Annotated in this window: 18 protein-coding genes and 3 pseudogenes; 10 read left to right on the top strand and 11 right to left on the bottom strand. The window is 39.8% G+C overall.

Annotated features, from left to right (window positions below; translation table 11 throughout):
• The first annotated feature begins 31 nt into the window (after positions 1-31).
• Positions 32-1,072, top strand: coding sequence for an aldo/keto reductase (locus NYZ99_RS18405; protein WP_260572612.1), 1,041 nt, complete (start codon positions 32-34; stop codon positions 1,070-1,072).
• Positions 1,073-1,243: 171 nt separating this feature from the next.
• Here NYZ99_RS18405 and radA read toward each other — a convergent pair whose 3' ends face one another.
• From radA to panC, 7 genes are all read right to left on the bottom strand, one after another.
• Positions 1,244-2,605, bottom strand: coding sequence for a DNA repair protein RadA (radA, locus tag NYZ99_RS18400; RefSeq protein ID WP_260572611.1), 1,362 nt, complete (start codon positions 2,603-2,605; stop codon positions 1,244-1,246).
• Positions 2,606-2,661: 56 nt separating this feature from the next.
• Positions 2,662-2,832 (bottom strand): hypothetical protein, encoded by a 171-nt coding sequence (locus NYZ99_RS18395; protein ID WP_260572610.1) that lies wholly within the window; start codon positions 2,830-2,832, stop codon positions 2,662-2,664.
• Positions 2,833-2,898: 66 nt separating this feature from the next.
• A complete protein-coding gene (locus tag NYZ99_RS22400; RefSeq protein WP_338039125.1) occupies positions 2,899-3,588 on the bottom strand; it encodes an alpha/beta hydrolase in 690 nt (229 codons plus the stop codon).
• A complete protein-coding gene (locus NYZ99_RS22395) occupies positions 3,552-4,040 on the bottom strand; it encodes an alpha/beta hydrolase (RefSeq protein WP_338039124.1) in 489 nt (162 codons plus the stop codon). Before NYZ99_RS22395 ends, NYZ99_RS22400 begins: the two co-directional genes overlap by 37 nt.
• A gap of 26 nt (positions 4,041-4,066) precedes the next feature.
• Complete coding sequence (locus tag NYZ99_RS18385; RefSeq protein WP_260572609.1) at positions 4,067-5,032, bottom strand: lysylphosphatidylglycerol synthase transmembrane domain-containing protein; 966 nt, start codon at positions 5,030-5,032, stop codon at positions 4,067-4,069.
• A gap of 96 nt (positions 5,033-5,128) precedes the next feature.
• A complete protein-coding gene (panD, locus tag NYZ99_RS18380) occupies positions 5,129-5,479 on the bottom strand; it encodes an aspartate 1-decarboxylase (RefSeq protein ID WP_260572608.1) in 351 nt (116 codons plus the stop codon).
• Positions 5,480-5,492: 13 nt separating this feature from the next.
• Positions 5,493-6,338, bottom strand: a complete 846-nt coding sequence (gene panC, locus NYZ99_RS18375; RefSeq protein ID WP_260572607.1) for a pantoate--beta-alanine ligase — start codon at positions 6,336-6,338, stop codon at positions 5,493-5,495.
• 103 nt (positions 6,339-6,441) lie between these two features.
• Here panC and NYZ99_RS18370 point away from each other — a divergent pair, with 103 nt between their 5' ends.
• The 9 genes and pseudogenes from NYZ99_RS18370 (at position 6,442) to NYZ99_RS18335 (ending at position 17,805) form a co-directional block, all read left to right on the top strand.
• Positions 6,442-7,251 carry a glycogen/starch synthase gene (locus tag NYZ99_RS18370; protein WP_260572606.1) on the top strand — a complete coding sequence of 270 codons (810 nt, stop codon included), beginning with the start codon at positions 6,442-6,444 and terminating at the stop codon, positions 7,249-7,251.
• Between the two features lie 5 nt (positions 7,252-7,256).
• On the top strand, positions 7,257-8,099 hold the full coding sequence (locus tag NYZ99_RS18365) for a DUF4270 domain-containing protein (protein WP_260572605.1): 843 nt from the start codon (positions 7,257-7,259) through the stop codon (positions 8,097-8,099).
• On the top strand, positions 8,024-9,142 hold the full coding sequence (locus tag NYZ99_RS18360) for a DUF4270 domain-containing protein (RefSeq protein ID WP_338039465.1): 1,119 nt from the start codon (positions 8,024-8,026) through the stop codon (positions 9,140-9,142). The genes NYZ99_RS18365 and NYZ99_RS18360 overlap by 76 nt, the downstream gene beginning before the upstream one ends.
• Before the next feature lie 143 nt (positions 9,143-9,285).
• Positions 9,286-11,131 (top strand): annotated as a pseudogene (glmS, locus tag NYZ99_RS18355) (glutamine--fructose-6-phosphate transaminase (isomerizing)).
• A 191-nt stretch (positions 11,132-11,322) separates the two neighbouring features.
• A pseudogene (locus NYZ99_RS18350) lies at positions 11,323-14,106 on the top strand (TonB-dependent receptor).
• Positions 14,107-14,132: 26 nt separating this feature from the next.
• On the top strand, positions 14,133-14,672 hold the full coding sequence (locus NYZ99_RS22390) for a hypothetical protein (protein ID WP_338039123.1): 540 nt from the start codon (positions 14,133-14,135) through the stop codon (positions 14,670-14,672).
• Between the two features lie 2 nt (positions 14,673-14,674).
• A complete protein-coding gene (locus NYZ99_RS18345) occupies positions 14,675-15,766 on the top strand; it encodes an SGNH/GDSL hydrolase family protein (protein ID WP_338039122.1) in 1,092 nt (363 codons plus the stop codon).
• A 167-nt stretch (positions 15,767-15,933) separates the two neighbouring features.
• A pseudogene (atpD, locus tag NYZ99_RS18340) lies at positions 15,934-17,442 on the top strand (F0F1 ATP synthase subunit beta).
• An 84-nt stretch (positions 17,443-17,526) separates the two neighbouring features.
• On the top strand, positions 17,527-17,805 hold the full coding sequence (locus NYZ99_RS18335) for a F0F1 ATP synthase subunit delta/epsilon (protein WP_260572604.1): 279 nt from the start codon (positions 17,527-17,529) through the stop codon (positions 17,803-17,805).
• 66 nt (positions 17,806-17,871) lie between these two features.
• Here NYZ99_RS18335 and NYZ99_RS18330 read toward each other — a convergent pair whose 3' ends face one another.
• From NYZ99_RS18330 to NYZ99_RS18320, 4 genes are all read right to left on the bottom strand, one after another.
• A complete protein-coding gene (locus NYZ99_RS18330; protein ID WP_260572603.1) occupies positions 17,872-18,075 on the bottom strand; it encodes a helix-turn-helix domain-containing protein in 204 nt (67 codons plus the stop codon).
• Position 18,076: 1 nt separating this feature from the next.
• Positions 18,077-18,250 (bottom strand): hypothetical protein, encoded by a 174-nt coding sequence (locus NYZ99_RS23070; RefSeq protein WP_420845145.1) that lies wholly within the window; start codon positions 18,248-18,250, stop codon positions 18,077-18,079.
• Positions 18,251-18,671: 421 nt separating this feature from the next.
• Positions 18,672-19,208, bottom strand: a complete 537-nt coding sequence (locus NYZ99_RS18325; RefSeq protein WP_260572602.1) for a GNAT family N-acetyltransferase — start codon at positions 19,206-19,208, stop codon at positions 18,672-18,674.
• On the bottom strand, positions 19,209-21,005 hold the full coding sequence (locus tag NYZ99_RS18320; RefSeq protein WP_260572601.1) for a M61 family metallopeptidase: 1,797 nt from the start codon (positions 21,003-21,005) through the stop codon (positions 19,209-19,211). It lies immediately after the preceding gene.
• Positions 21,006-21,060 lie beyond the last annotated feature (55 nt).

Raw genomic sequence — 21,060 nt, 5'->3', positions numbered from 1 at the left:
GATTTTTAATCGATAACCTACCGCATTTAATATGAAATATACCCACCTTCCCCATACCGATATCGAAGTAAGTAAAATCTGTTTGGGAACAATGACCTGGGGCAACCAGAATACCGAAGAAGAAGGTCATGAGCAAATGGATTATGCCCTGGATCAGGGCATAAATTTTTTTGATACGGCCGAATTGTATCCCATTCCGGCCCACCCGGATAGGCATTCCCTCACAGAAAAAATTATTGGGACCTGGTTCAAGAAAAACGGGAATAGGGACAAGGTTGTTTTGGCCAGTAAAATTGCTGGCAAGGCTGATTTTACCAAGTTTATTAGAACTACAGGTTTTACAAGAGAGTCCATTATTGAGGCTTTGGAAGGGAGTTTGAAAAGACTTCAGACCGACTATATCGACCTCTATCAACTGCATTGGCCCGAACGAAACACCAATTATTTTGGGCAACGGGGCTATAACCATCAGGCAACCGATTATTGGGAGGACAATATCCACCAAGTGTTGGAAACCTTACGGGATTTAATGCGTGAGGGAAAAATTCGCCATGTGGGTATATCTAATGAAACGCCATGGGGCACCATGCGTTTTTTGGAGGAAAGCAAGGTACATGCCTCCTTGCCAAGAACAATAACTATCCAAAACCCGTATAATTTGCTCAACCGACTGTTCGAAGTTGGCCTGGCCGAAATTTCCATGCGAGAAAATATTGGCCTGCTGGCCTATTCCCCATTAGGGTTTGGGGTATTGAGTGGTAAATATTTGGGTAACAGACTGCCGGAGGGTTCCCGTATAGCCCTATTCCCTAACTATAAAAGATACAGCTCTGAAACTGCAGTAAAAGCTACCCGCAAATATTACGAACTGGCACAGGAACACAATATATCCTTGGCCCAAATGGCCTTGGCCTATGTCAATACCCGGCCGTTCCTGACCAGCAATATTATTGGGGCGACTTCTATGAAGCAGTTAAAAGAGAATATTGGAAGTATTGATATTACCCTTACTGCGGAGCTAATAGAAGGTATAGAGAAGATTCACAACGAACATCCTAATCCTGCACCATAATGATGGATTTATTGATTTTCCTAAGAGTAGGCTTTTGGCAAGTGGCCTTGATCATCGTGGTCATTATCATAATATTGACTTTATCGCGGATTATGCGGGATAAGAGGTAATTTGGTTACTTTGGAAGTACTAAATAGGCATTAGATTTTAAACAGGTATTTAATGACCAGTTTATCCAAACAAACTGCTCACCACATCCTCTATCTTGGCCGCGAGCTGAACCTTGATTTTGGTATTCTTTAAACCGATTTTATTGTTTTTGGAGACAACAATGGTCGTATAGCCTAATTTTTCAGCTTCCAAGATGCGCTGCTCTACCCGTTGAACAGGCCGTATTTCACCAGCGAGTCCTACTTCGGCGGCAAAACAGATGCCTTTTTCAATAGGTATGTCCTCATTACTTGATAGTATGGCTGCAATAACGGCCAAGTCAATAGCGGGGTCGTCTACAGAGATTCCCCCTGTGATATTCAGAAATACGTCTTTGGCTCCCAGTTTAAATCCCGCCCTTTTTTCCAACACGGCCAAAAGCATGTTCAAACGTTTGGCATTATAACCAGTTGTAGAACGCTGCGGGGTGCCATAAACTGCCGTGCTTACGAGCGCCTGTATTTCAATTAACAAAGGTCGCATACCCTCCACCGTCGAGGCGATGGCAGTACCGCTAAGGCCTTCATCGTTCTTGGACACCAGGACTTCGGAGGGATTGTTTACTTCTCTAAGTCCGCTGCCCTGCATTTCATAAATGCCCAATTCTGCCGTAGAGCCAAATCGGTTTTTAAGGGAACGGAGAATTCGGTATACATAATTGCGATCTCCTTCAAATTGCAAGACCGTATCCACCATATGTTCCAAAATTTTGGGTCCCGCAATGGAACCATCCTTGGTAATATGGCCAATCAAAATAACCGGTGTATTGGTTTCTTTGGCAAATTTGATAAGCTCCGCGGTGCATTCCCTAATCTGCGAAATACTCCCTGCGGCTGACTCAATATAATCCGAATGTAAGGTTTGAATGGAATCGATAACCACGATATCAGGCTCGGTAGCCTCTATTTGCTTAAAGATATTTTGGGTCTTGGTTTCCGTCAGGATATAACAGGTTTCGCTATTGGGAAGGATGCGGTCCGCCCGCATCTTAATCTGCTTCCGGCTTTCCTCACCCGAAACATACAAGGTCTTGTACGGTAATTTTAGGGCAATCTGTAACAATAAGGTACTTTTTCCAACGCCCGGTTCTCCTCCCAAAAGTACCAAAGCTCCGGGGACTAGACCACCTCCCAGGACTCTATTGTACTCTTGGTCGAACGTATTAAGGCGCAGTTCCTTTTCTACACTAATTTCATGTACCAACAAAGGTTTGGAAACTCGTTTGGTAGCAGAATTGGTAGGTTTCCAGTTGGTTTTTTCCTCCTTTTGAACCACTTCTTCAACTACCGTGTTCCATTCCTTGCAAGCGGTACATTGTCCCACCCATTTGGCATATTGCGTGCCGCAATTCTGACAAAAAAATGCGGTTTTAGTTTTGGCCATCCTCAGCTTTTGGTATTTTGGCTAAGGTACTAAGAACTTTAAAAAAGAGTAGTCCGTTATTCCTCTTCGGATTGATTTTTCTTGAATTCCCGGATGGCCATAAAAAAGGAGGCCCATGCCAAAAACAAGGAAAGTATGCTCAATGCCAATAGTTTATCGCCTTTGAGGCCATAGTAGGTAAAATACACGCCAGCACAGGCGTAGTATTTAAAGATGCCTTTAAACATAATTGTAGGTTGTAGGTTAGATTTGGGATCTAAGTTAATATTTGGGTTTGCGGGGTTTGGTGTAGGTTAAAAACCAAAATCCGCCTTTAATGCGTCCATTTTTTCCAATGCCATTTCTTTAGTTAAAAAATCGATTTCATCCATCTGAAAAGCTTTTTCAAAGGTCTTCAATGCTTTTTTAGGTTCCCCCATTTGCTCGTAATATTCTCCTTCAAAGTAAAAGCCCATCATGGTATCCGGGTATTCTCTTTTGCATAGTTCTGACAGGGATTTTAAGGATTCAAAATCCTCTTTCTTTCTTACGGCAGCATAGATGGCCATGATATCGTTTAGTTCAACGGGCTTGCTGAATCCGAATAAATCAACGATACCTTGATACTTGTTTTCTAGATATTGGTAAACCGGTTCGTCCGAGGTCAATATTTGTGTTTTGTATTCCTTGGGGCTAATAGGCTTGAACATACCAAAAACATTGTCGAACGCCTTGCCTATACCGTAGGTTGCTACAGAAATGTGGTCTGCCTTGTCGTATTTATCGAAGTAATAATGTAAGGTTTCCTTGTTCAATGCCTTGATTCCGGAATCCAATGCCATGATTTGTGGAGTATCATCGGTCTGTTCGCCTTCCACGATCAACTGATAAAATATCTGTTTATCAAATGTGTTCAAACGCATGGGAACCCTACTGGCCATTTCAGGGGCCAAAGTAGGAGAAATGCTTACATACGCATCAAAAACGGAGTTGTCCTTGAACAACCAATAATTCGGAAGTTGGCCGTAATGTCATAACCGAAAATCATTTTAAACGGGGCCGTGCTATAATTTAAATCGAGATACGGAATCAATTCCATACCGATGAATTCATAGAATTTTTTTCCTTTTTCAGTGGGTAGGCCGCTAACTTGGTCAAAAGCACAATCGTCAAGTCTGATGCTGTTCTTACTTTGATTCACACCAACAACGATACTCTCTGGCATTCCATGAAACTGACTATAGTATTTTGATACGGCCACCACTTGATCAAACAGGTAATTGGCATCCAAAACTACTATCAAAGGATATTTTGTGCTTTCGTCCATATTGGGCGGAAAGTAGTATTGAACGTCCCTTCGTTCCTGTAGCTTGAAGGATTCAAAAATTTCCTGGGTTGTTTGGGCACTTCCTGTAATCATAAAAAGAAGGGCCAAAATGGTAAGTATATGACGCATAGGCATTATTTAAACAGAAAACGCTATTACTTGGTTCTGTTCAATAACGGTAATAGGAGAAAAGATATTGCACCAAATACGATGTTCATCATGGTTTGGGCGATCCACATGATCCAACCAAAAGCATCACCCGATACCGAGCTAATACCAAAAAGACCTAAAGCCTTACTAACTAAAATTGGAAAAAGACCCACACCGCCATTGGTAGTTGCCATAGCAAAGGCACCAAATACAAATGCGACCATAATTTCATTCAATGACAGATCTGTTGTTTCCGGCACGGTGAATTTAATCACCCACATCATACCTATATAACATACCCGCATAAGAATAGTGTGGAAAACAAATGCCCACTTTCTTTTCATTTTAAAAATACTGAAGACACCATCCAATAGACCTTTTACAAACGCTTTAATTTTTAGGGCAATGGCGTTTTTTGATTTTTTGATGAACAAAAAGAAAATCAGGGCAGCAACCAATCCGCCAATCCCCAATATTAGTAGTCCACTAGCATTGAATCCTCGTTGTTCAAAAAAGGAGATGATAATATCGGTCTGTAAAAAGAGCGTGATAATGACCACGATCAACAGCATGATCAAATCAATTACGCGTTCTGTAACGATGATCCCAAAGCCTTTTTCAAAAGGAACGCCTTCATAGGTCGTGAGGGCCGTTGCCCTTAAAATTTCGCCCGTTCTTGGCACACCCAAGTTGGCAAGATATGCCATGAATATCATAAGGATGTTATTGATGAGCTTTGGTTTATAACCCAAAGGTTCCAATAGATAGTTCCATCGAATGGCCCGTGATACATGGCCAATGACACCTAAAAACAAGGAAATTGAAACCCAAAAAATATCTGCTTCCTTGATATAAAAAAGGATTTGTTCCCTATTTTCAGGAGAAGTTTTCAAGTACCAATACAGCACCAAAAACACCCCAATGAGAATCGGTACAATTAGTTTAAGGGTCTTTGTCAAGGATTGGTTCACGATAGTATCAAATGATGTAGACCGCTAAAGTACACAAGTATTCTTCAAAAGAATGTTGGAGATTTGGAATTTGTATAATAGAAGAAAGAGCTCAACCTATTTTAGGAGATTCGTTTTTTCATCCGGAAAAACGAGGCTGGGATTGAATGTTTTGGCTTCCTCAATTGGCATCCAGGCATAGGTGATTAAAATAAGGACATCTCCTACAGCAACCTTCCTCGCGGCGGCACCATTCAGCGTAATCTCACCACTATTTCTAGATCCTGGAATAACATATGTTTCCAGTCGTTCACCATTATCATTGTTTACGATTTGGACCTTTTCACCTTGAATAATATTGGCAGCATCCATCAAATCTTCGTCAATGGTAATGCTCCCTATGTAATTAAGGTCTGCTCCGGTTACCTTTACGCGATGAATTTTCGACTTTACTACTTGTACTTGCATGGGACAAAATTAATCAATTGAAAGCTATATTGTCAATCAGCCTTACATCCTCGGCATAAACGGCAATAAACGCTCTATATTTTTTATTTTTTTCCTTTCTTTTTAGAGGGCTCAATGTTTCAATATCTGCGATTTCAAAATATTCCATTTTAAAATCCTCTTCTTTGATAAACTGGTTAACAACCCATTCCTTTACTTTTAAAGCACTTTTCGTGCCAAATTTTTCCTTGGCAGTTTGCAATGTTTTATAAATAAATCCTGCCTTTAGTCGCATTTTTTCACTTAACCTTTCATTTCTTGAACTCATGGCCAAACCATGTTCTTCCCTTACTATTGGACATGGTACGATATTCACAGGGATTTTTTGAATTTCCACAAGTTTTTTAATGATGCGTAACTGTTGAAAGTCTTTCTCGCCAAAGTAGGCGTTGTCCGGTTTAACCAAGTTAAAAAGTTGCTCCACTATGGTTCCTACACCGTTAAAATGATCATCCCTAAACTCACCCTCCATTACTTTGTCCAAACCTGCAAAATTATATTTTTTGGTTTGAACATTTTTTTGATAGATTTCTTCGACCGAAGGTGCAAAAACCATGATTTCGGAATCTACAGCTTTTATAATTTCTAAATCCTTGGATAGGTCTCTAGGATACTTTTTAAGGTCCTCCTTATTATTAAATTGTGTAGGGTTTACAAAGATGCTTACCACTACTCGACCATTCTCGGAGACTGCCCTTTTTATTAGCTCAATATGTCCTTTGTGTAGCGCCCCCATCGTGGGAACTAAACCTAAGGTCAGGGAATTGGAAATATTCTTTAATCTTTGATCAAGATCCTTTTTAGTCCTGATTAAGGGCATGTCAAAACGGGTTTAGCGAGCAAACTTACTATAAATACTGGTAATCTCTATATTTTTTGTAATTTTGCACCTGCGTTTCCAAGAAAAATAAAATCTAGTTTTTATGAATGGTAAAAAGGTATTGTTTGTATCTTCTGAATTAGTTCCATACCTCCCCGAAAATGAAGTTTCACATATGTCCTATGAGGCTCCCGTAATGGTCAATAGCAATGGGGGTCAAATTAGGATTTTTATGCCAAGGTACGGTAACATTAATGAAAGAAGGCATCAATTACATGAGGTAATCAGGTTATCAGGTATGAACCTCGTTATAAACGACATGGACATGCCTTTAATCATAAAGGTTGCTTCCATACCAAGGGAAAGAATTCAGGTTTATTTTATCGACAACGAAGAATATTTTAAAAGAAAGGCCACTTTTGCAGACAAAAAGGGCGAACTATTTCCTGACAATGACCAAAGAGCCATTTTTTTTGCAAAGGGCGTAATGGAAACCGTCAAAAAACTAAATTGGTCTCCGGATATAATTCATGTTCATGGATGGATGGCCAGTTTGCTACCGTTGTATCTTAAGAAATATTACGCTGACGAGCCTTTGTTTGCAGATAGTAAAATTGTCCTTTCTGTCTACGGGAAAACTTTTGAAGGTGAGTTGGATCAGGATATGATCAAAAGAATTGCTTTTGATGGTATACCTGAAGAAGAAATAGCATCATTGGAAAGCCCCACCTATAATAATTTGTTAAAAGTAGCCGTCGATTATTCCGATGCCATTATTTTAGCCTCGGAAGAAATTCCTGAAGATTTAACAACACATATTTCCAACCTAGAAAAACCTGTGCTAGCGTATGTTCCGATCCAAGAATTTGAGGAAGCCTATGCTAAGTTTTATAATACGCAAGTTTTAAAGTAATCTGAATGAGCATTTTTCAAAAGCGGGGTCTGCCCCTACTATTAGGGGTTGTTTTTATATCTACCCTATTTTTTTCCTGCGAGCAGGACTTAACTACGGTAGGTGCTGGGTTAACTGGCGAGAATCCCTTTTCTACTGGTAAGGAGGTTTATGATGTGTTTGCATTTAATCATAATATTGAAGCTGTAAGAACTAATAAGTTGCCGGTATACCAACTGGGTACATTTAATGATCCTGTATATGGAAAAACAACAGCAACTATAACTTCACAGTTAAGATTGCCTTCGCGCAACCCTACCTTTGGCTTATTTTCACAAAGTATTGAAGATAATGCGGATAATGACACCTCCGTCTCCACTATCAATGAAAATGAGACAGTAAAGGAAGTATATTTATATATTCCATATTTAACAAAGGATACCTCTCGGGACTCTGACGGCGATGGTGTAGAAGATTTATATGATGAATTGCCCAATGACCCTACCAATGATAGCGATTTAGACGGAGTTTCCAATGCAGCAGAAACCTCTGCCAGTACAGACCCTTTGGATGCAACTAGTGTTGATGCCGATGGAAATGGATTAAATGACCCGGATGATGCACCTATTTTCACTAATAATTATGCCAATTCGGTTGACTTGGATAGTATTTATGTAAATGCTAAGAATTTTGATGGAATTAATGAACCCATATCTATCGGTTTAAAGGTTGAAAGGTCAACTTATTTTTTGAGAGATCTTGATCCAAATACAAACTTTCAAGAAGCACAACAATATTATTCAACCCAAGAATTTGCTCCGAATTTGTTTCGGATGTTTTATATTCTTCATCAGAAGAAGGTATCATAATTGACAACAAGGAGATACTTATTCAAAACGATGATGATGAAACTACTGTTGATGTTGATGAATCCCTAACGTTTAGCAAATTGGCACCCGGTATCAGGGTATCTTTGAATGAAGAATTCTTTCAGAATAATATATTGAATAAAGAAGGCTCATCAGAACTTTTAAGTCAGGCAAACTTTTCCGAATTTCTTAGAGGTATTCATTTGTCCCTAATAGAATCTATGAATCAGGACGTTCTATTGCTTTTGGATTTGACTCAAGCCAATATTACAATTACGTATTCATATAGTGCATATAATACCACCGATGGTATCGAAGAAGAAAGAGAAAGTACTTTTGTTTTGGGTCTTTTAGCGGGTTCCGGAACCGCGGGTTTTGCTGGGAATGCCGTGAATACTTTAATAAATGAAAATTATCCTTCTGATATTGCCGAGTCTTTGGATAGTGGTGTTAATGCATCCCGTATTTTCTTGAAAGGAGGGGCGGGGATAACTACCGAAATCAATCTTTTTGAATCTGGAAATGCTGAAAATATAGTCGAGGAAATTAGAAGCAATAACTGGATAATTAACGAAGCTAACTTAGTTTTTTATGTGGACAGAAGTTATCCTGGGATGAGTGCGGAGCCAGCAGAACCACCTAGACTTTATTTATATAATATAGAGACTAAGGAACCCTTGTATAATCCAAACACGGAACTGAATTTCGCGGAATCACTTTTTGGACAATATTTGAACTATGATGGGATTATTGTGGAGGAAAATGATTTAGGAATAAAGTATACCGTTAGAATTACGGAACATATTAATAATATAGTGGTAAGGGATTCAATTAACAGAACATTGGGACTTACTTTAACTACTGACATTGACCAAGTGAATAGCGCTAGTGCAATGTTAGCTGGAGGTAAAGAAGAGGATATTCCAATTACATCGACTATCACCCCCCTTGGCACGGTATTCTTTGGTAGTGGACTGGAAGAGACCGACCCAAATTATGACAAAAGATTAAAGCTGGAGATAAGCTATACTAAATCGGAATAACCAGTTAGCCTCGGGTGTAATAACTTTTTTTACCTTTAGACATACACTTTGCGGGAATTTTGCGTTCAATTAACAAATATGTTATTGGACTTCTGTTCATTAGTATACTTTTGAGTTACTTTTTTTAAATCAAATAAAATAATATGTGTGGAATAGTTGGCTACATAGGACATAGGGATGCTTTCCCAATAATCATAAAAGGATTGCAACGGCTTGAGTATAGAGGATACGACAGTGCTGGGATTGCTTTATTTGATGGTAGTCAGATAAACTTGGTAAAAACGAAGGGGAAGGTAGAAGATCTTAAACAAAAGGCGGGGGGGATATCCCAAGAGGGAACCATTGGGATTGGTCATACTAGATGGGCTACTCATGGTGTTCCAAACGATGTTAACTCACATCCCCACTATTCCAATTCAGGAGATTTAGTTATTATCCACAATGGTATTATCGAAAACTATGAGTCAGTAAAAAAGGAGTTAACAAAAAGGGGATATACTTTTACCTCAGATACAGATACCGAAGTATTGGTTAACCTCATTGAGGAAGTTAAGAAAACGGAAGGCGTTAAATTGGGTCAAGCAGTGCAAATAGCATTGAATCAGGTAGTAGGGGCGTATGCTATTGCTGTTTTCGATAGGAAAAAGCCCGATGAAATCGTCGTTGCGAAATTAGGAAGTCCATTGGCCATAGGAATTGGAGAAAATGAGTTTTTTATAGCTTCAGACGCCTCTCCATTTATTGAGTTCACCAATAATGCCGTGTACCTTGAAGATGAGGAAATGGCCATTGTAAGATTAGGTAAGGAAATAAAGCTTAGGAAGATTAAGAATGATGCTGTAGCCTATCCAAGGATTTTGGAGCTTCAAATGAATTTGGAGGAAATTGAAAAAGGCGGCTATGATCATTTTATGTTGAAAGAGATTTATGAGCAACCTAGGGCAATAAAAGATACTTATAGGGGTAGGCTTTTGGCAGATCAGGGTATCATACGTATGGCAGGGATTGATCAGAACTTGGAAAAATTCCTAAATGCGAATAGAATCATTATAGTAGCCTGCGGTACTTCTTGGCATGCGGGTCTTGTGGCGGAATATATTTTTGAGGATTTGGCTAGAATACCTGTTGAAGTTGAATACGCCTCTGAATTTAGGTATAGAAACCCTGTTATTACTGAAAAGGATGTGCTAATTGCCATTTCCCAATCAGGTGAAACCGCCGACACATTGGCAGCCATAAAATTGGCTAAAGAGAAAGGCGCCTTTGTTTTTGGAGTTTGTAACGTCGTCGGTTCCTCTATAGCCCGAGAATCCGATGCAGGAGCTTATACTCATGCAGGGCCGGAGATTGGAGTGGCGTCGACAAAGGCATTTACAACCCGGATTACAGTATTGACTTTGTTGGCCTTAAAATTGGCAAAGGAAAAAGGAACTTTTTCAGAGACTAAGTTTCATGAATTCCTTACGGAGTTGGAAACTATACCAAACAAGGTCGAAAAGGCCTTGGAGGCTAATCCTTTGATCGAGATTATTTCAGATGTGTATAAGGAATCTTCTAACTGTCTTTATTTAGGTAGAGGATATAATTTTCCCGTTGCCTTGGAAGGGGCATTGAAATTAAAGGAGATAAGCTATATACATGCAGAGGGATATCCTGCTGCGGAAATGAAACACGGACCCATTGCTTTGATTGATGAACAAATGCCCGTTTTTGTTATCGCTACCAAAAAAGGACATTATGAAAAGGTGGTGAGCAACATTCAGGAAATAAAGTCCGAGAAAAGGAAAAATCATAGCAATCGTTACGGAAGGTGATGAACAGGTTAAGGAATTGGCAGATCATGTCATTGAAGTTCCGTAAACTCTTGAAAGTCTTTCACCGTTGTTGACCACAATTCCGTTACAATTGCTTTCGTATCACATTGCGGTGATGAGGGGATGCAATGTAGACCAGCCGAGAAACTTGGCCAAGTCTGTCACAGTGGAATAAAATCTATAAAATATTATAAGAAAGGGACGCGTAATTGCGTCCTTTTTTATTTTCCAATTACGGGTACCTGCAAAAAATAGGGTCAATTTTATCAAAATAATACTATGCATGCATAATTTTTTTCAAATTCCTATTTTTGGTATAAAATTATCTGTATCTTCAACTGCGAAAAATTTTAACTCAAATTTAGAATGAGAACAATACTGCTGTTAGCATTGATTTTGTTTGGGGCAATGAGCTATGCACAAACAACTATCAATGGAAACGTCGTTGATCAGAATGGCGAACCTATTCCCGGTGCCAACATTGTCATTGTTGGCAAGGCAATTGGTACCACAACCGATTTTGATGGTAATTTCATATTACAAACCTCTGAAGTTCCTCCATTTCAGTTAAGTATTACGAGCATTGGATATTCTGATGGCCTCGAAAACATTACCTCTAACAACCAGACAATTAGGGTTGTTTTGTCCGAGGCCCAAACCTTCTTGGATGAGGTGGTGATTTCCGCGTCAAGAACGCCGGAAAGAATTTTTGAATCCCCTGTTACGGTTGAAAGAATGGGTATCGAGACTATCAAAAATACAGCCTCAGCTGATTTTTATAGTGGTTTGGAGAATCTTAAGGGCGTAGACGTAAATACCAATAGTTTAACGTTTAAATCGGTCAATACAAGAGGATTTGCAACCTTTGCGAATACCAGATTCATGCAATTGGTGGATGGTATGGATAATTCTACTCCTGCTTTGAACTTTCCAATTGGTAACCTAGTAGGTATGATAGAGACCGATGTACTCAGTGTAGAACTTCTGCCTGGTGCTTCTTCCGCACTTTATGGTGCCAACGCTTTTAACGGTATTTTATTTATGAGAAGTAAAAGTCCTTTTGATTATCAAGGGATTAGTGTTTCCGTAAAGCAAGGCGTAACTTCCCAAGAAGCTGCTGGAAACAATTCATATACCGATGTGGGAGTGCGAGCTGCGCATAAGTTTAGTGATAAGTTCGCCATTAAGTGGAATTTTGGATATTTGGATGGTACCGATTGGGCAGCCACGAGTACGGTGGACAAATTCGTTCCTGGGCGTACAAGGGATGCCTTGAACTATGATGGGATCAATGTGTACGGCGATGAAGTTTCAACCGATATTAAGGATGTTGCGGTCACTTTGGAGGGATTGGGAATTCTTCCTGCGGGAGCCAATGCTATTGTACCTTCCGTTGAGGTAAGCCGTACGGGATACAATGAAAGTGATTTGACCAATTATACGGCAAGAAGTATAAAATCCGATTGGGGGCTTTATTATAGGCCGATTGAAGGTAACAACCTGGAGCTTTCCTACGTGGGTAAAATAGGAACAGGAAATACCATTTATCAAGGGACCAACCGTTACAATATTGCGAATTTCTTTCAAGAACAGCATAAACTGGAACTTAGGAACGATAATTTTTTCCTGAGAGGTTATTTGGTGGCGGATAAGGCAGGTGACTCCTACGACATGGTATTTACCGGAATAAATATTAACCGGGCTTGGAAAGATGATAATACTTGGTTCGGTGAATACACAGGAACCTATGTTCAGGCAACCTTGGCGGGAGCCACAAATGAACAGGCACATGCTGCTGCTAGGGCACAGGCTGAATCCGGAAGGTTTTTGCCAGGAACTCCTGAATTTCAATCAGCATTCAATAGGGTAATCAAAAATCCAGATCTATCACAAGGCTCTCAGTTTAGGGACGCTTCAAAATACTATCATGCCGATGCCAATTATAATTTTGGACACCTATGGGATTGGGCAGAAGTGCAAATAGGGGGTTCTTTTAGACAGTATAGCCTAAACTCTTTTGGAACTATTTATACAGATGCCGATGGCCCTATCGAATACTCAGAATTTGGTTTGTACACCCGGATGCAAAAGAAGATAGAGTTGGCGAATGAACAAAGCTTAAAATTAACTGCCTCAGTACGATACGACAAGAATGAATATTTTGATGGATTTTTCTCCCCTAGATTTTCGGCAGGTTATTCTTTAAACAGAGATCATAATATAAGAGCCTCTATCCGGACGGGCTTCAGAAACCCAACAACGCAGGATCTCTTTATCGGTCTAGATGCTGGTCGGGCGATTTTAGTAGGTGCCGCTCCGGACAATTTGGACAGATATAGTAGAACATTTCAAGTAAGTGGAGGTGGCCAACTATTGGGTCAACCCTCCAGTATTGAGCAAACAGGTAGGGCTGCTTACGAAAATTCCTATACAGTGGAATCTGTACAAAGGTTGTCACAAACAGGCAATCCGGCGGATTTGGAAGTTGCAAATCCTGATGTAGTCCAGCCGGAACAAGTTACCTCCGTGGAATTGGGCTATAGGGGTAAGGTCAAAAAATTGATTATTGATTTTAGCACATATTACAATAGCTATAGTAACTTTTTAGCACCGGAGGCAGTGATTGCCCCTTATTATGGGACAGTTGGTGATGGTGCTTTGTCCGTTGCGGCTATTTCCAACGGGGATTTTCAAACATATCAGGCCTATACCAATTCGGAAGTCGACATCAACTCTTATGGTGCGTCTTTAGGACTTACAGCGAAAGTCTTAGGAGATTTTGATTTGAGCGGAAGCTATACCTATGCTAAGTTAGATTTTGATAGGGTGGCGAATCCTGATTTTCAAGTAGGTTTTAATACTCCCGAACATCAATTTAAGGCTTCTTTTGGTCACGCTGAGCTATTCAAGAACTTTGGGTTCAATGTAAATTATAGATTTAGTGACGATTATTACTGGGAGGCTACTTTTGGAAATGGGGTTATCCCGTAATTCCATGTAGTGGACGCACAAATAAATTATTCCGTACCTAGCATCAAATCTACCTTCAAGATTGGGGGCAATAATTTATTGGGAGATGAATACTTTACGGCGTTCGGAACAGGATTTATTGGGTCTATGTACTATCTATCATGGACAATCAACAACTAAAAATGAAATTTAAACTCCGTTTAAAAATGAGAAAAATAAACTATATTTTTTTATCCTCACTTTTATTGGTCTTTACCAATTGTAATGACCCTGAGGATGTAGATTTAGATCCAGTTGTTGAAGCTGAAGTACAAGTGGAACTTACAGCAGGGTCTGCAAATTTTTCAAATTACATTTCCTTAGGAAACTCTTTAACGGCTGGCTTTACTGATGGAGCTCTATTTCAAGCCGGCCAAAACTTTTCATTACCCAATATTCTTTCGCAAAAGTTTGCACTTGTGGGAGGAGGTAATTTTGTACAGCCTTTAACCAGTGATAACTATGGAGGATTGGCAGTGGGTGGTGACAGAATCCAAGACCCAAGATTGGTTTTTGGAGGAGCTGGACCGGTACCTCTTGAGTCCCTCATAGGGCCTATAACCGTAGGCACGGATATTGTTTTGAACAATCCTTCCGGACCTTTTAATAATTTAGGGGTCCTGGTGCCAAAAGCTTTCATCTGTTGGCCCCGGGTTATGGAAATTTGGCAAATGTATCTCCGGGATTGGCAAATCCATATTTTGTAAGAATGACGGGCTCCACACCAAATATCAGTGTTTTGGAGATGGCAGTAAGCCAATCCCCAACATTTTTTTCCCTTTGGATAGGAAATAATGATGTTTTGGGATATGCCTTATCGGGAGGTGATGGCTCGAACCCTATAACCCCGGTAAATGGTGCTCCAGGTGCTGGCTTTGATGGCAGTTATGGCGCACTTATACAGACGTTGACATCAGGGGGTGCCCAGGGTGTAGTCGCAAACATTCCCGATGTGACTAGCATACCTCATTTCACTACGGTTCCTTATAATCCCTTGGATCCTACTAATCCTGATTTTGCGGCTCAAATTCCAACCTTGAATACCATTTTTGGTGCCTTAAATCAAATTTTCACCGCATTGGGGGCTACAGAAAGAATTATTACATTTTCAACTACAGAGGCTAGTGCCGTTGTTATTAAGGATGAGGACCTAACAGATTTTTCCGCCCGGATTACAGGGGCTCTAAATGCCAATCCTGGTTTTCCAATATTCGTTCAGCAATTTGGTTTACCCGCAGAGGCAGCACCACTAGTTGCAGGCCTTTTAGGTGCTACCTATGGTCAGGCAAGACAGGCAACGGCTGAGGATCTATTCGTTTTACCAAGTAGCAATGTAATCGGTACCGTTAACATGGAAGCAGCAGGTGCCTTGGTAGGACAAGGCTTATCCGCCACCTTGGCAGGACAGTTTTCCGTAGAAGGTATTAGTTTGCCATTAGAAGATAAATGGGTTTTGACACCGGAGGAACAAACCGAGATAGCAAATGCAACGGACGCTTTTAACCGGATAATCTCGGCTTCGGCAAGCCAGGCAGGACTCGCCTTTGTAGATGCAAATAGTTTATTGGAGCAATTGGCCAATGGGGGAATTACCAGTGGAGATTTTACCTTGACATCTAATTTGGTAGTAGGGAGCGCCTTTTCCTTGGATGGGGTTCATCCAACAGCAAGAGGATATGCCCTTTTGGCAAACGAATTTATGAAGGCTATTGATGCTACCTATGGTTCCAATTTCGAAGAATCTGGAAACTTGGTGAACGTTGGTGATTATCCAACCAATTTTTCACCCACTCTTCAATAAGAAGGAAGATGAAAAGTAACAAAAAGATGCATTTTAGTGCATCTTTTTTGTTTTGTAAAAAACCTGAAAAAACAATTTTTGTTTAAAACGGAAAGACATATCTTTGCAGCCTGAAAATCAGAGCTTTTTTTAAGATATTTTTAAAGTAATATATAAACAGAATAGTAATGTCAAAAGTTACAGGTAAAGTTTCGCAAATCATTGGACCAGTGGTTGATGTAGAATTTCAGTCGGGAGAAGATCTTCCTAAAATCTATGATTCATTGGAGATAACCAATAAGGACAATTCAAAATTGGTTTTGGAAGTTCAGTCACATGTTGGTGAAAATACTGTCAGGACCATTTCCATGGATTCTACCGATGGATTAAGCAGGGGAACTGAAGTAGTTGCTACTGGTGCTGCGATACAAATGCCTATAGGGGATGACGTTTATGGTCGTCTGTTTAATGTTATTGGGGATGCCATTGACGGTTTGGGGAATTTGCCCAAGGATGGTAAGGATGGTCTTCCAATTCATAGGGAAGCTCCTGAGTTTGAAGACCTTTCCACTTCTACAGAGGTATTGTTTACAGGAATTAAAGTAATTGATTTGATCGAACCTTATGCAAAAGGTGGTAAAATTGGTCTTTTTGGTGGTGCCGGTGTTGGTAAAACGGTTTTGATTCAGGAATTGATCAATAACATAGCCAAAGGACACGGTGGTCTTTCTGTTTTTGCTGGTGTAGGTGAAAGAACTAGGGAAGGGAACGACTTGCTTCGCGAAATGTTGGAGTCCGGTATTATCAAGTATGGTGAGGACTTCATGCATTCTATGGAGAATGGAGGTTGGGATTTATCCAAAGTAGATAAGAAAGCGATGAAGGATTCCAAAGCAACGTTTGTTTTTGGACAGATGAACGAACCACCAGGAGCACGTGCACGTGTAGCACTTTCCTGGTTTGACCATCGCAGAATATTTTAGGGATGGCTCCGGTGAGGGACAAGGTAAGGATGTACTTTTCTTTGTGGATAATATTTTCCGTTTTACACAGGCTGGTTCCGAGGTATCCGCATTATTAGGCCGTATGCCTTCTGCTGTGGGTTATCAACCAACATTGGCCACGGAGATGGGTGCTATGCAAGAGCGTATTACTTCTACGAAAAGAGGATCTATCACATCTGTACAGGCGGTTTACGTTCCTGCGGATGACTTAACGGACCCTGCTCCTGCCACAACCTTTGCCCACTTGGATGCCAATACGGTACTTTCAAGAAAAATTGCAGAGTTGGGTATTTATCCCGCAGTGGATCCATTGGATTCTACTTCTAGGATTTTGACACCTGAAATTTTAGGTAAAGACCATTATGCATGTGCGCAACGCGTAAAAGAGTTGTTGCAGCGTTATAAGGAACTACAGGATATCATTGCCATTTTAGGTATGGAGGAATTATCCGAAGAGGATAAATTGGCCGTAGGTAGGGCAAGACGTGTACAACGTTTCCTTTCCCAGCCGTTCCATGTAGCCGAGCAATTTACAGGTATCCCAGGGGTTTTGGTAGATATAAAGGACGCTATCAAAGGCTTTAATATGATTATGGATGGTGAATTGGACCACTTGCCGAATCGGCCTTTAACTTAAAAGGAACCATAGAGGACGCTATTGAGGCCGGAGAGAAAATGTTAGCCGAAGCGTAAACAGTTACTAGTTGTAAGTTATTAGTTCAAGGTTTAGGATGCTTTGACTTTTGACTTAAAACTTAAAACTTATAACTAAAAAAAATGTATTTAGAAATAGTATCCCCTGAGGCCACTTTATTTTCTCGAGAAGTAACTTCTGTAACAGTACCTGGAATCAACGGAGAGTTCCGTATGTTACAGAACCACGCCCCTATTGTTTCCCTCTTGCAAGAAGGAAAGGTGAAGGTACAAGGTAACATGAATATTGAGGAGGAGTATGCCTCTAAATTTACTAAGAATGTGAATGGGAACACGGTTTTAGAAATTTCCAGTGGTACGGTGGAACTTAAGGACAATAAAGTAATAGTTTTAGCGGATTAAAAACTAAAACTAAAAAATAGGAGAACCGTCCGGTCACTTAGAAAAATTGAGGTGAGGACGGTTTTTTCATTCCTGATACTCGAGTAAATCCCCCGGTTGACAATCCAATTCCTTACAGATTGCTTCGAGGGTTGAAAACCGAATCGCCTTTGCCTTCCCTGATTTCAATATGGAAAGATTGGCTTCTGTGATTCCTATGGCTTCCGCGAGTTCCTTGCTTTTCATTTTCCGTTTGGCCAACATCACATCCAAGTTTACAACGATTCCCATGCTAAATTGTTAAATCGTTTTCTGATTGCACTAAATACCCTTGATTAAATATAGCTGCAATAAATAGCAAAAAAATACCTAATAGGAATGTCAGAAGATAATTATATATATTACCAATGTGGGGTCTCCCTATAATGATGAAATCTATAACAATAAATAGTACTGGAGCTACCACTAAATTAAGAAAGGCAAAATATTTCAGATGTTTAATGGCTTTTTTCGTAAATAATTTTCATCCTTAAAGGTTTTAAGGATATTAGAGAGCAGATAGAAAAAGACACAGAAAAATAGCATGGCTAATGTAATGGTTATTACAATCTTAGAATCGAAAAATCCCTTTATGTAGGTTTCTGGTAATAAAGGAAGTGCAATTTGAAATTGTCCATCGACTGTTTCATAATTATTCGTAGCCAGTGAAAGTAATATAAAACAAATCAGTGCTAAACTGAGAAAAGTGGAGACTCTAGCAACATAAAACAAATAGTATGACAGTGATTTTGGACTGAACATTTTCATCTTCTATAAGGATTGATTAATAATATCTAAATATATAAAAATTATTGAAAAACAATAATTAAATATTGTAAAAAGAAAATTTAATTCCAATCCCAGTAAACCAGTTCCCAAGAAATATCCTCGGATATATGGGTTTGTAAAATTTCAAACCCAACGCTCAAATGGGCGTTTAAAGAACGTTGGTTGCTGGTAGCCACTTCGGTAATTAGGCCATCATAATTTTGTTGAAGTTCTTCTCTATAAAACGAATACAGACCTCTAAATACTCCTTTCGCCCTAAACTCCTTGGCAACACAGATTTGCCCCATGGCCAAGTACTTTTTTCCAGTTATGAGGATATCCGCTGTTTCAAACATAGGGGCAAGCAGGGGAATATCGATGCTAAATTTTCGGGTCATACAGAGGGCATAGCCAATTACTACATCATCGTCCTTTGCAATGATATGTTGACAATCTGCATTCATCCGCTTTAACAAATCGAAAGAATGGATTACGGTTATAAACCCTTCTTTTAATCTTTCATCATCAGAAAGGGAGCTAGTTGCATTTTTTTGTTGAAGTGCCAAGATGCCATTTAACTCGAAATCCGAGGTGGCTCGACAATACTTTATTTCCATTTATTCCAACTTTAACCAGTCCTTTCTAGTATCGATTTGTTTTTTGCTCAATTCTTTTCCATGTTTTTCCGTGGGTTGAATAGTATACATTGGACTAGAACTTAATTGAACTTCGGTACTTTTGGAGACTCCAAAGCGCTCAAAAGAGATTTTTAACACATCTCCCGGTTTAAATTGGGATAGATAATTATCCAATTGATTTCCACCCGGAAATGCTTCTCCATTGATGGCGGTAATCACATCCCCTTTGTCCAAATTAGCAATATAAGCGGGACTTCCTATTTTGGGATTGGACTTAATTTCGCCATTTCCGTCCCCATCAAGAGTGGCGGCAACACCTAAATATGTGCTAGCTGGATCTCTAACAAGGCTTACTCCTACCGTTTCAAAAAGCTTTTGATACTCTGGTCTTTCGCTCTTATAAATATAGTTGTTGAAGAAGTTGTTCCCAAAGGAGTTACCCGCATAGACCTTCAAGGTATTGTGTAAATCTTCAATTTTGTAAGGAGTTTGGGTTTTGCCATATGTTGACCAAACGAGTTTCATATAATCATCCAGGTTCAGCCCTTTTTCACGTAGGGCAAGATCTAAGGCCAATCCTAATACACTTCCATAAGAGTAATAAGATATGAACATATTTTCCCTATTGACCGGATCAACGGAAGTTGCTGCATCTACAAAGGGTGCTTGGAAGCTCATTTCAATAGGGTTGAAAAATTGTGTGGCAGGGGAATTCCAAACATAATTGAAGGTACCTGACAGTCCCTCAATATATTTTTCCGCGGAGATTAAACCGGCCCTACATAATATGAGATTGGTATAGTAACTGGTAAAACCCTCTGCAAACCATAAAGCCCCGCTCATATTTGCTTCTGTGAAGTTAAAAGGTTCCAAACTCCTCGGCCGTATTCTTTCTACGTTCCAAGCATGGAAAAACTCATGGGAGACTGTGCCTATGTTGCCTTCCATGCCTCCATTATCCAAACTTCCGGTACTTGTAAGAATGGTAGAGTTTCTATGTTCCATACCATCCCCTGAAGCATTGGGAATATAACAGGCTAAAAACGTATAGCGACCATAATCGAAATCCGGCAATTCCCCATACACTTCTTTTTCAGCGAGGACCACCTTTTTAACTTTTGCAAAATAGGTGTCCAGTTCATCTTCGGTACCATTATGATGTAGGATCAATTGTACGGTTTGTCCATCAACATCAAACTCCCTAAGGCCGTAATCACTTATTTCAGTTGGGCTGTCCATAAAATACTGCAAATTAGGCGCCATGTAAGTGGTACCGGATACTATGGGCAATTGAGTGGCTACTTTCCAATTCAAATCCTTCCTGACGTCAAAGGTAACTTCGATAGTTCTCTCTGCTAAATTTGGAGCATACATAAAAGTGGCCGGAATATTCAAATGGGCATGGGTTTCGTCAACCTGGGAGTAAGTACCATCACCGCGGTTGGCAAATAATACATATTCAATTTTTACGGTACCGTCATGGCCATATACTTGCCACTGGTATGGATCTGGTCTAAACACCTCCAATACATTTCCCTTACTATCATACGCTTTAAACCCATAGACATTCTTCGCAAATTCATGTAACGCATATCTACCGGGGGAAGTCCTGCTCATACGTACCGATATGGTATCCGAAGAAATGTCAGGAAAAGTGGCTGTAATGAACGCTTCATGGTGAACGGCATTTTCAAAAGAAATGGTATAACTATTGGTCTGCGCCCGGGAAATTGAAATTACAAATAAGGGCAGAAGTAAAAGTTGAATAGATTTCATCAAACAATAGGATTTATAAACAATAGATTTAAATATACAGATTTAAGAATCGGTT

This window comes from Maribacter litopenaei, from assembly GCF_025244665.1.
Classification (GTDB): domain Bacteria; phylum Bacteroidota; class Bacteroidia; order Flavobacteriales; family Flavobacteriaceae; genus Maribacter; species Maribacter litopenaei.
Note: the sequence above shows the minus strand (reverse complement) of the source record. Positions and strands in the feature narration are given on the sequence as shown.

Coding starts and splice junctions, on each gene's coding strand:
- NYZ99_RS22390 (WP_338039123.1), top strand. CDS start 14,133: ATGAGAAAAATAAACTATATTTTTTTATCCTCACTTTTATTGGTCTTT.
- NYZ99_RS18395 (WP_260572610.1), bottom strand. CDS start 2,832: ATGTTTAAAGGCATCTTTAAATACTACGCCTGTGCTGGCGTGTATTTT.
- NYZ99_RS18405 (WP_260572612.1), top strand. CDS start 32: ATGAAATATACCCACCTTCCCCATACCGATATCGAAGTAAGTAAAATC.
- NYZ99_RS22395 (WP_338039124.1), bottom strand. CDS start 4,040: ATGCGTCATATACTTACCATTTTGGCCCTTCTTTTTATGATTACAGGA.
- panC (WP_260572607.1), bottom strand. CDS start 6,338: ATGCCCTTAATCAGGACTAAAAAGGATCTTGATCAAAGATTAAAGAAT.
- NYZ99_RS18325 (WP_260572602.1), bottom strand. CDS start 19,208: ATGGAAATAAAGTATTGTCGAGCCACCTCGGATTTCGAGTTAAATGGC.
- NYZ99_RS18365 (WP_260572605.1), top strand. CDS start 7,257: ATGAGCATTTTTCAAAAGCGGGGTCTGCCCCTACTATTAGGGGTTGTT.
- NYZ99_RS18345 (WP_338039122.1), top strand. CDS start 14,675: ATGACGGGCTCCACACCAAATATCAGTGTTTTGGAGATGGCAGTAAGC.
- panD (WP_260572608.1), bottom strand. CDS start 5,479: ATGCAAGTACAAGTAGTAAAGTCGAAAATTCATCGCGTAAAGGTAACC.
- NYZ99_RS18320 (WP_260572601.1), bottom strand. CDS start 21,005: ATGAAATCTATTCAACTTTTACTTCTGCCCTTATTTGTAATTTCAATT.
- NYZ99_RS18335 (WP_260572604.1), top strand. CDS start 17,527: ATGTATTTAGAAATAGTATCCCCTGAGGCCACTTTATTTTCTCGAGAA.
- NYZ99_RS18370 (WP_260572606.1), top strand. CDS start 6,442: ATGAATGGTAAAAAGGTATTGTTTGTATCTTCTGAATTAGTTCCATAC.
- NYZ99_RS18330 (WP_260572603.1), bottom strand. CDS start 18,075: ATGGGAATCGTTGTAAACTTGGATGTGATGTTGGCCAAACGGAAAATG.
- radA (WP_260572611.1), bottom strand. CDS start 2,605: ATGGCCAAAACTAAAACCGCATTTTTTTGTCAGAATTGCGGCACGCAA.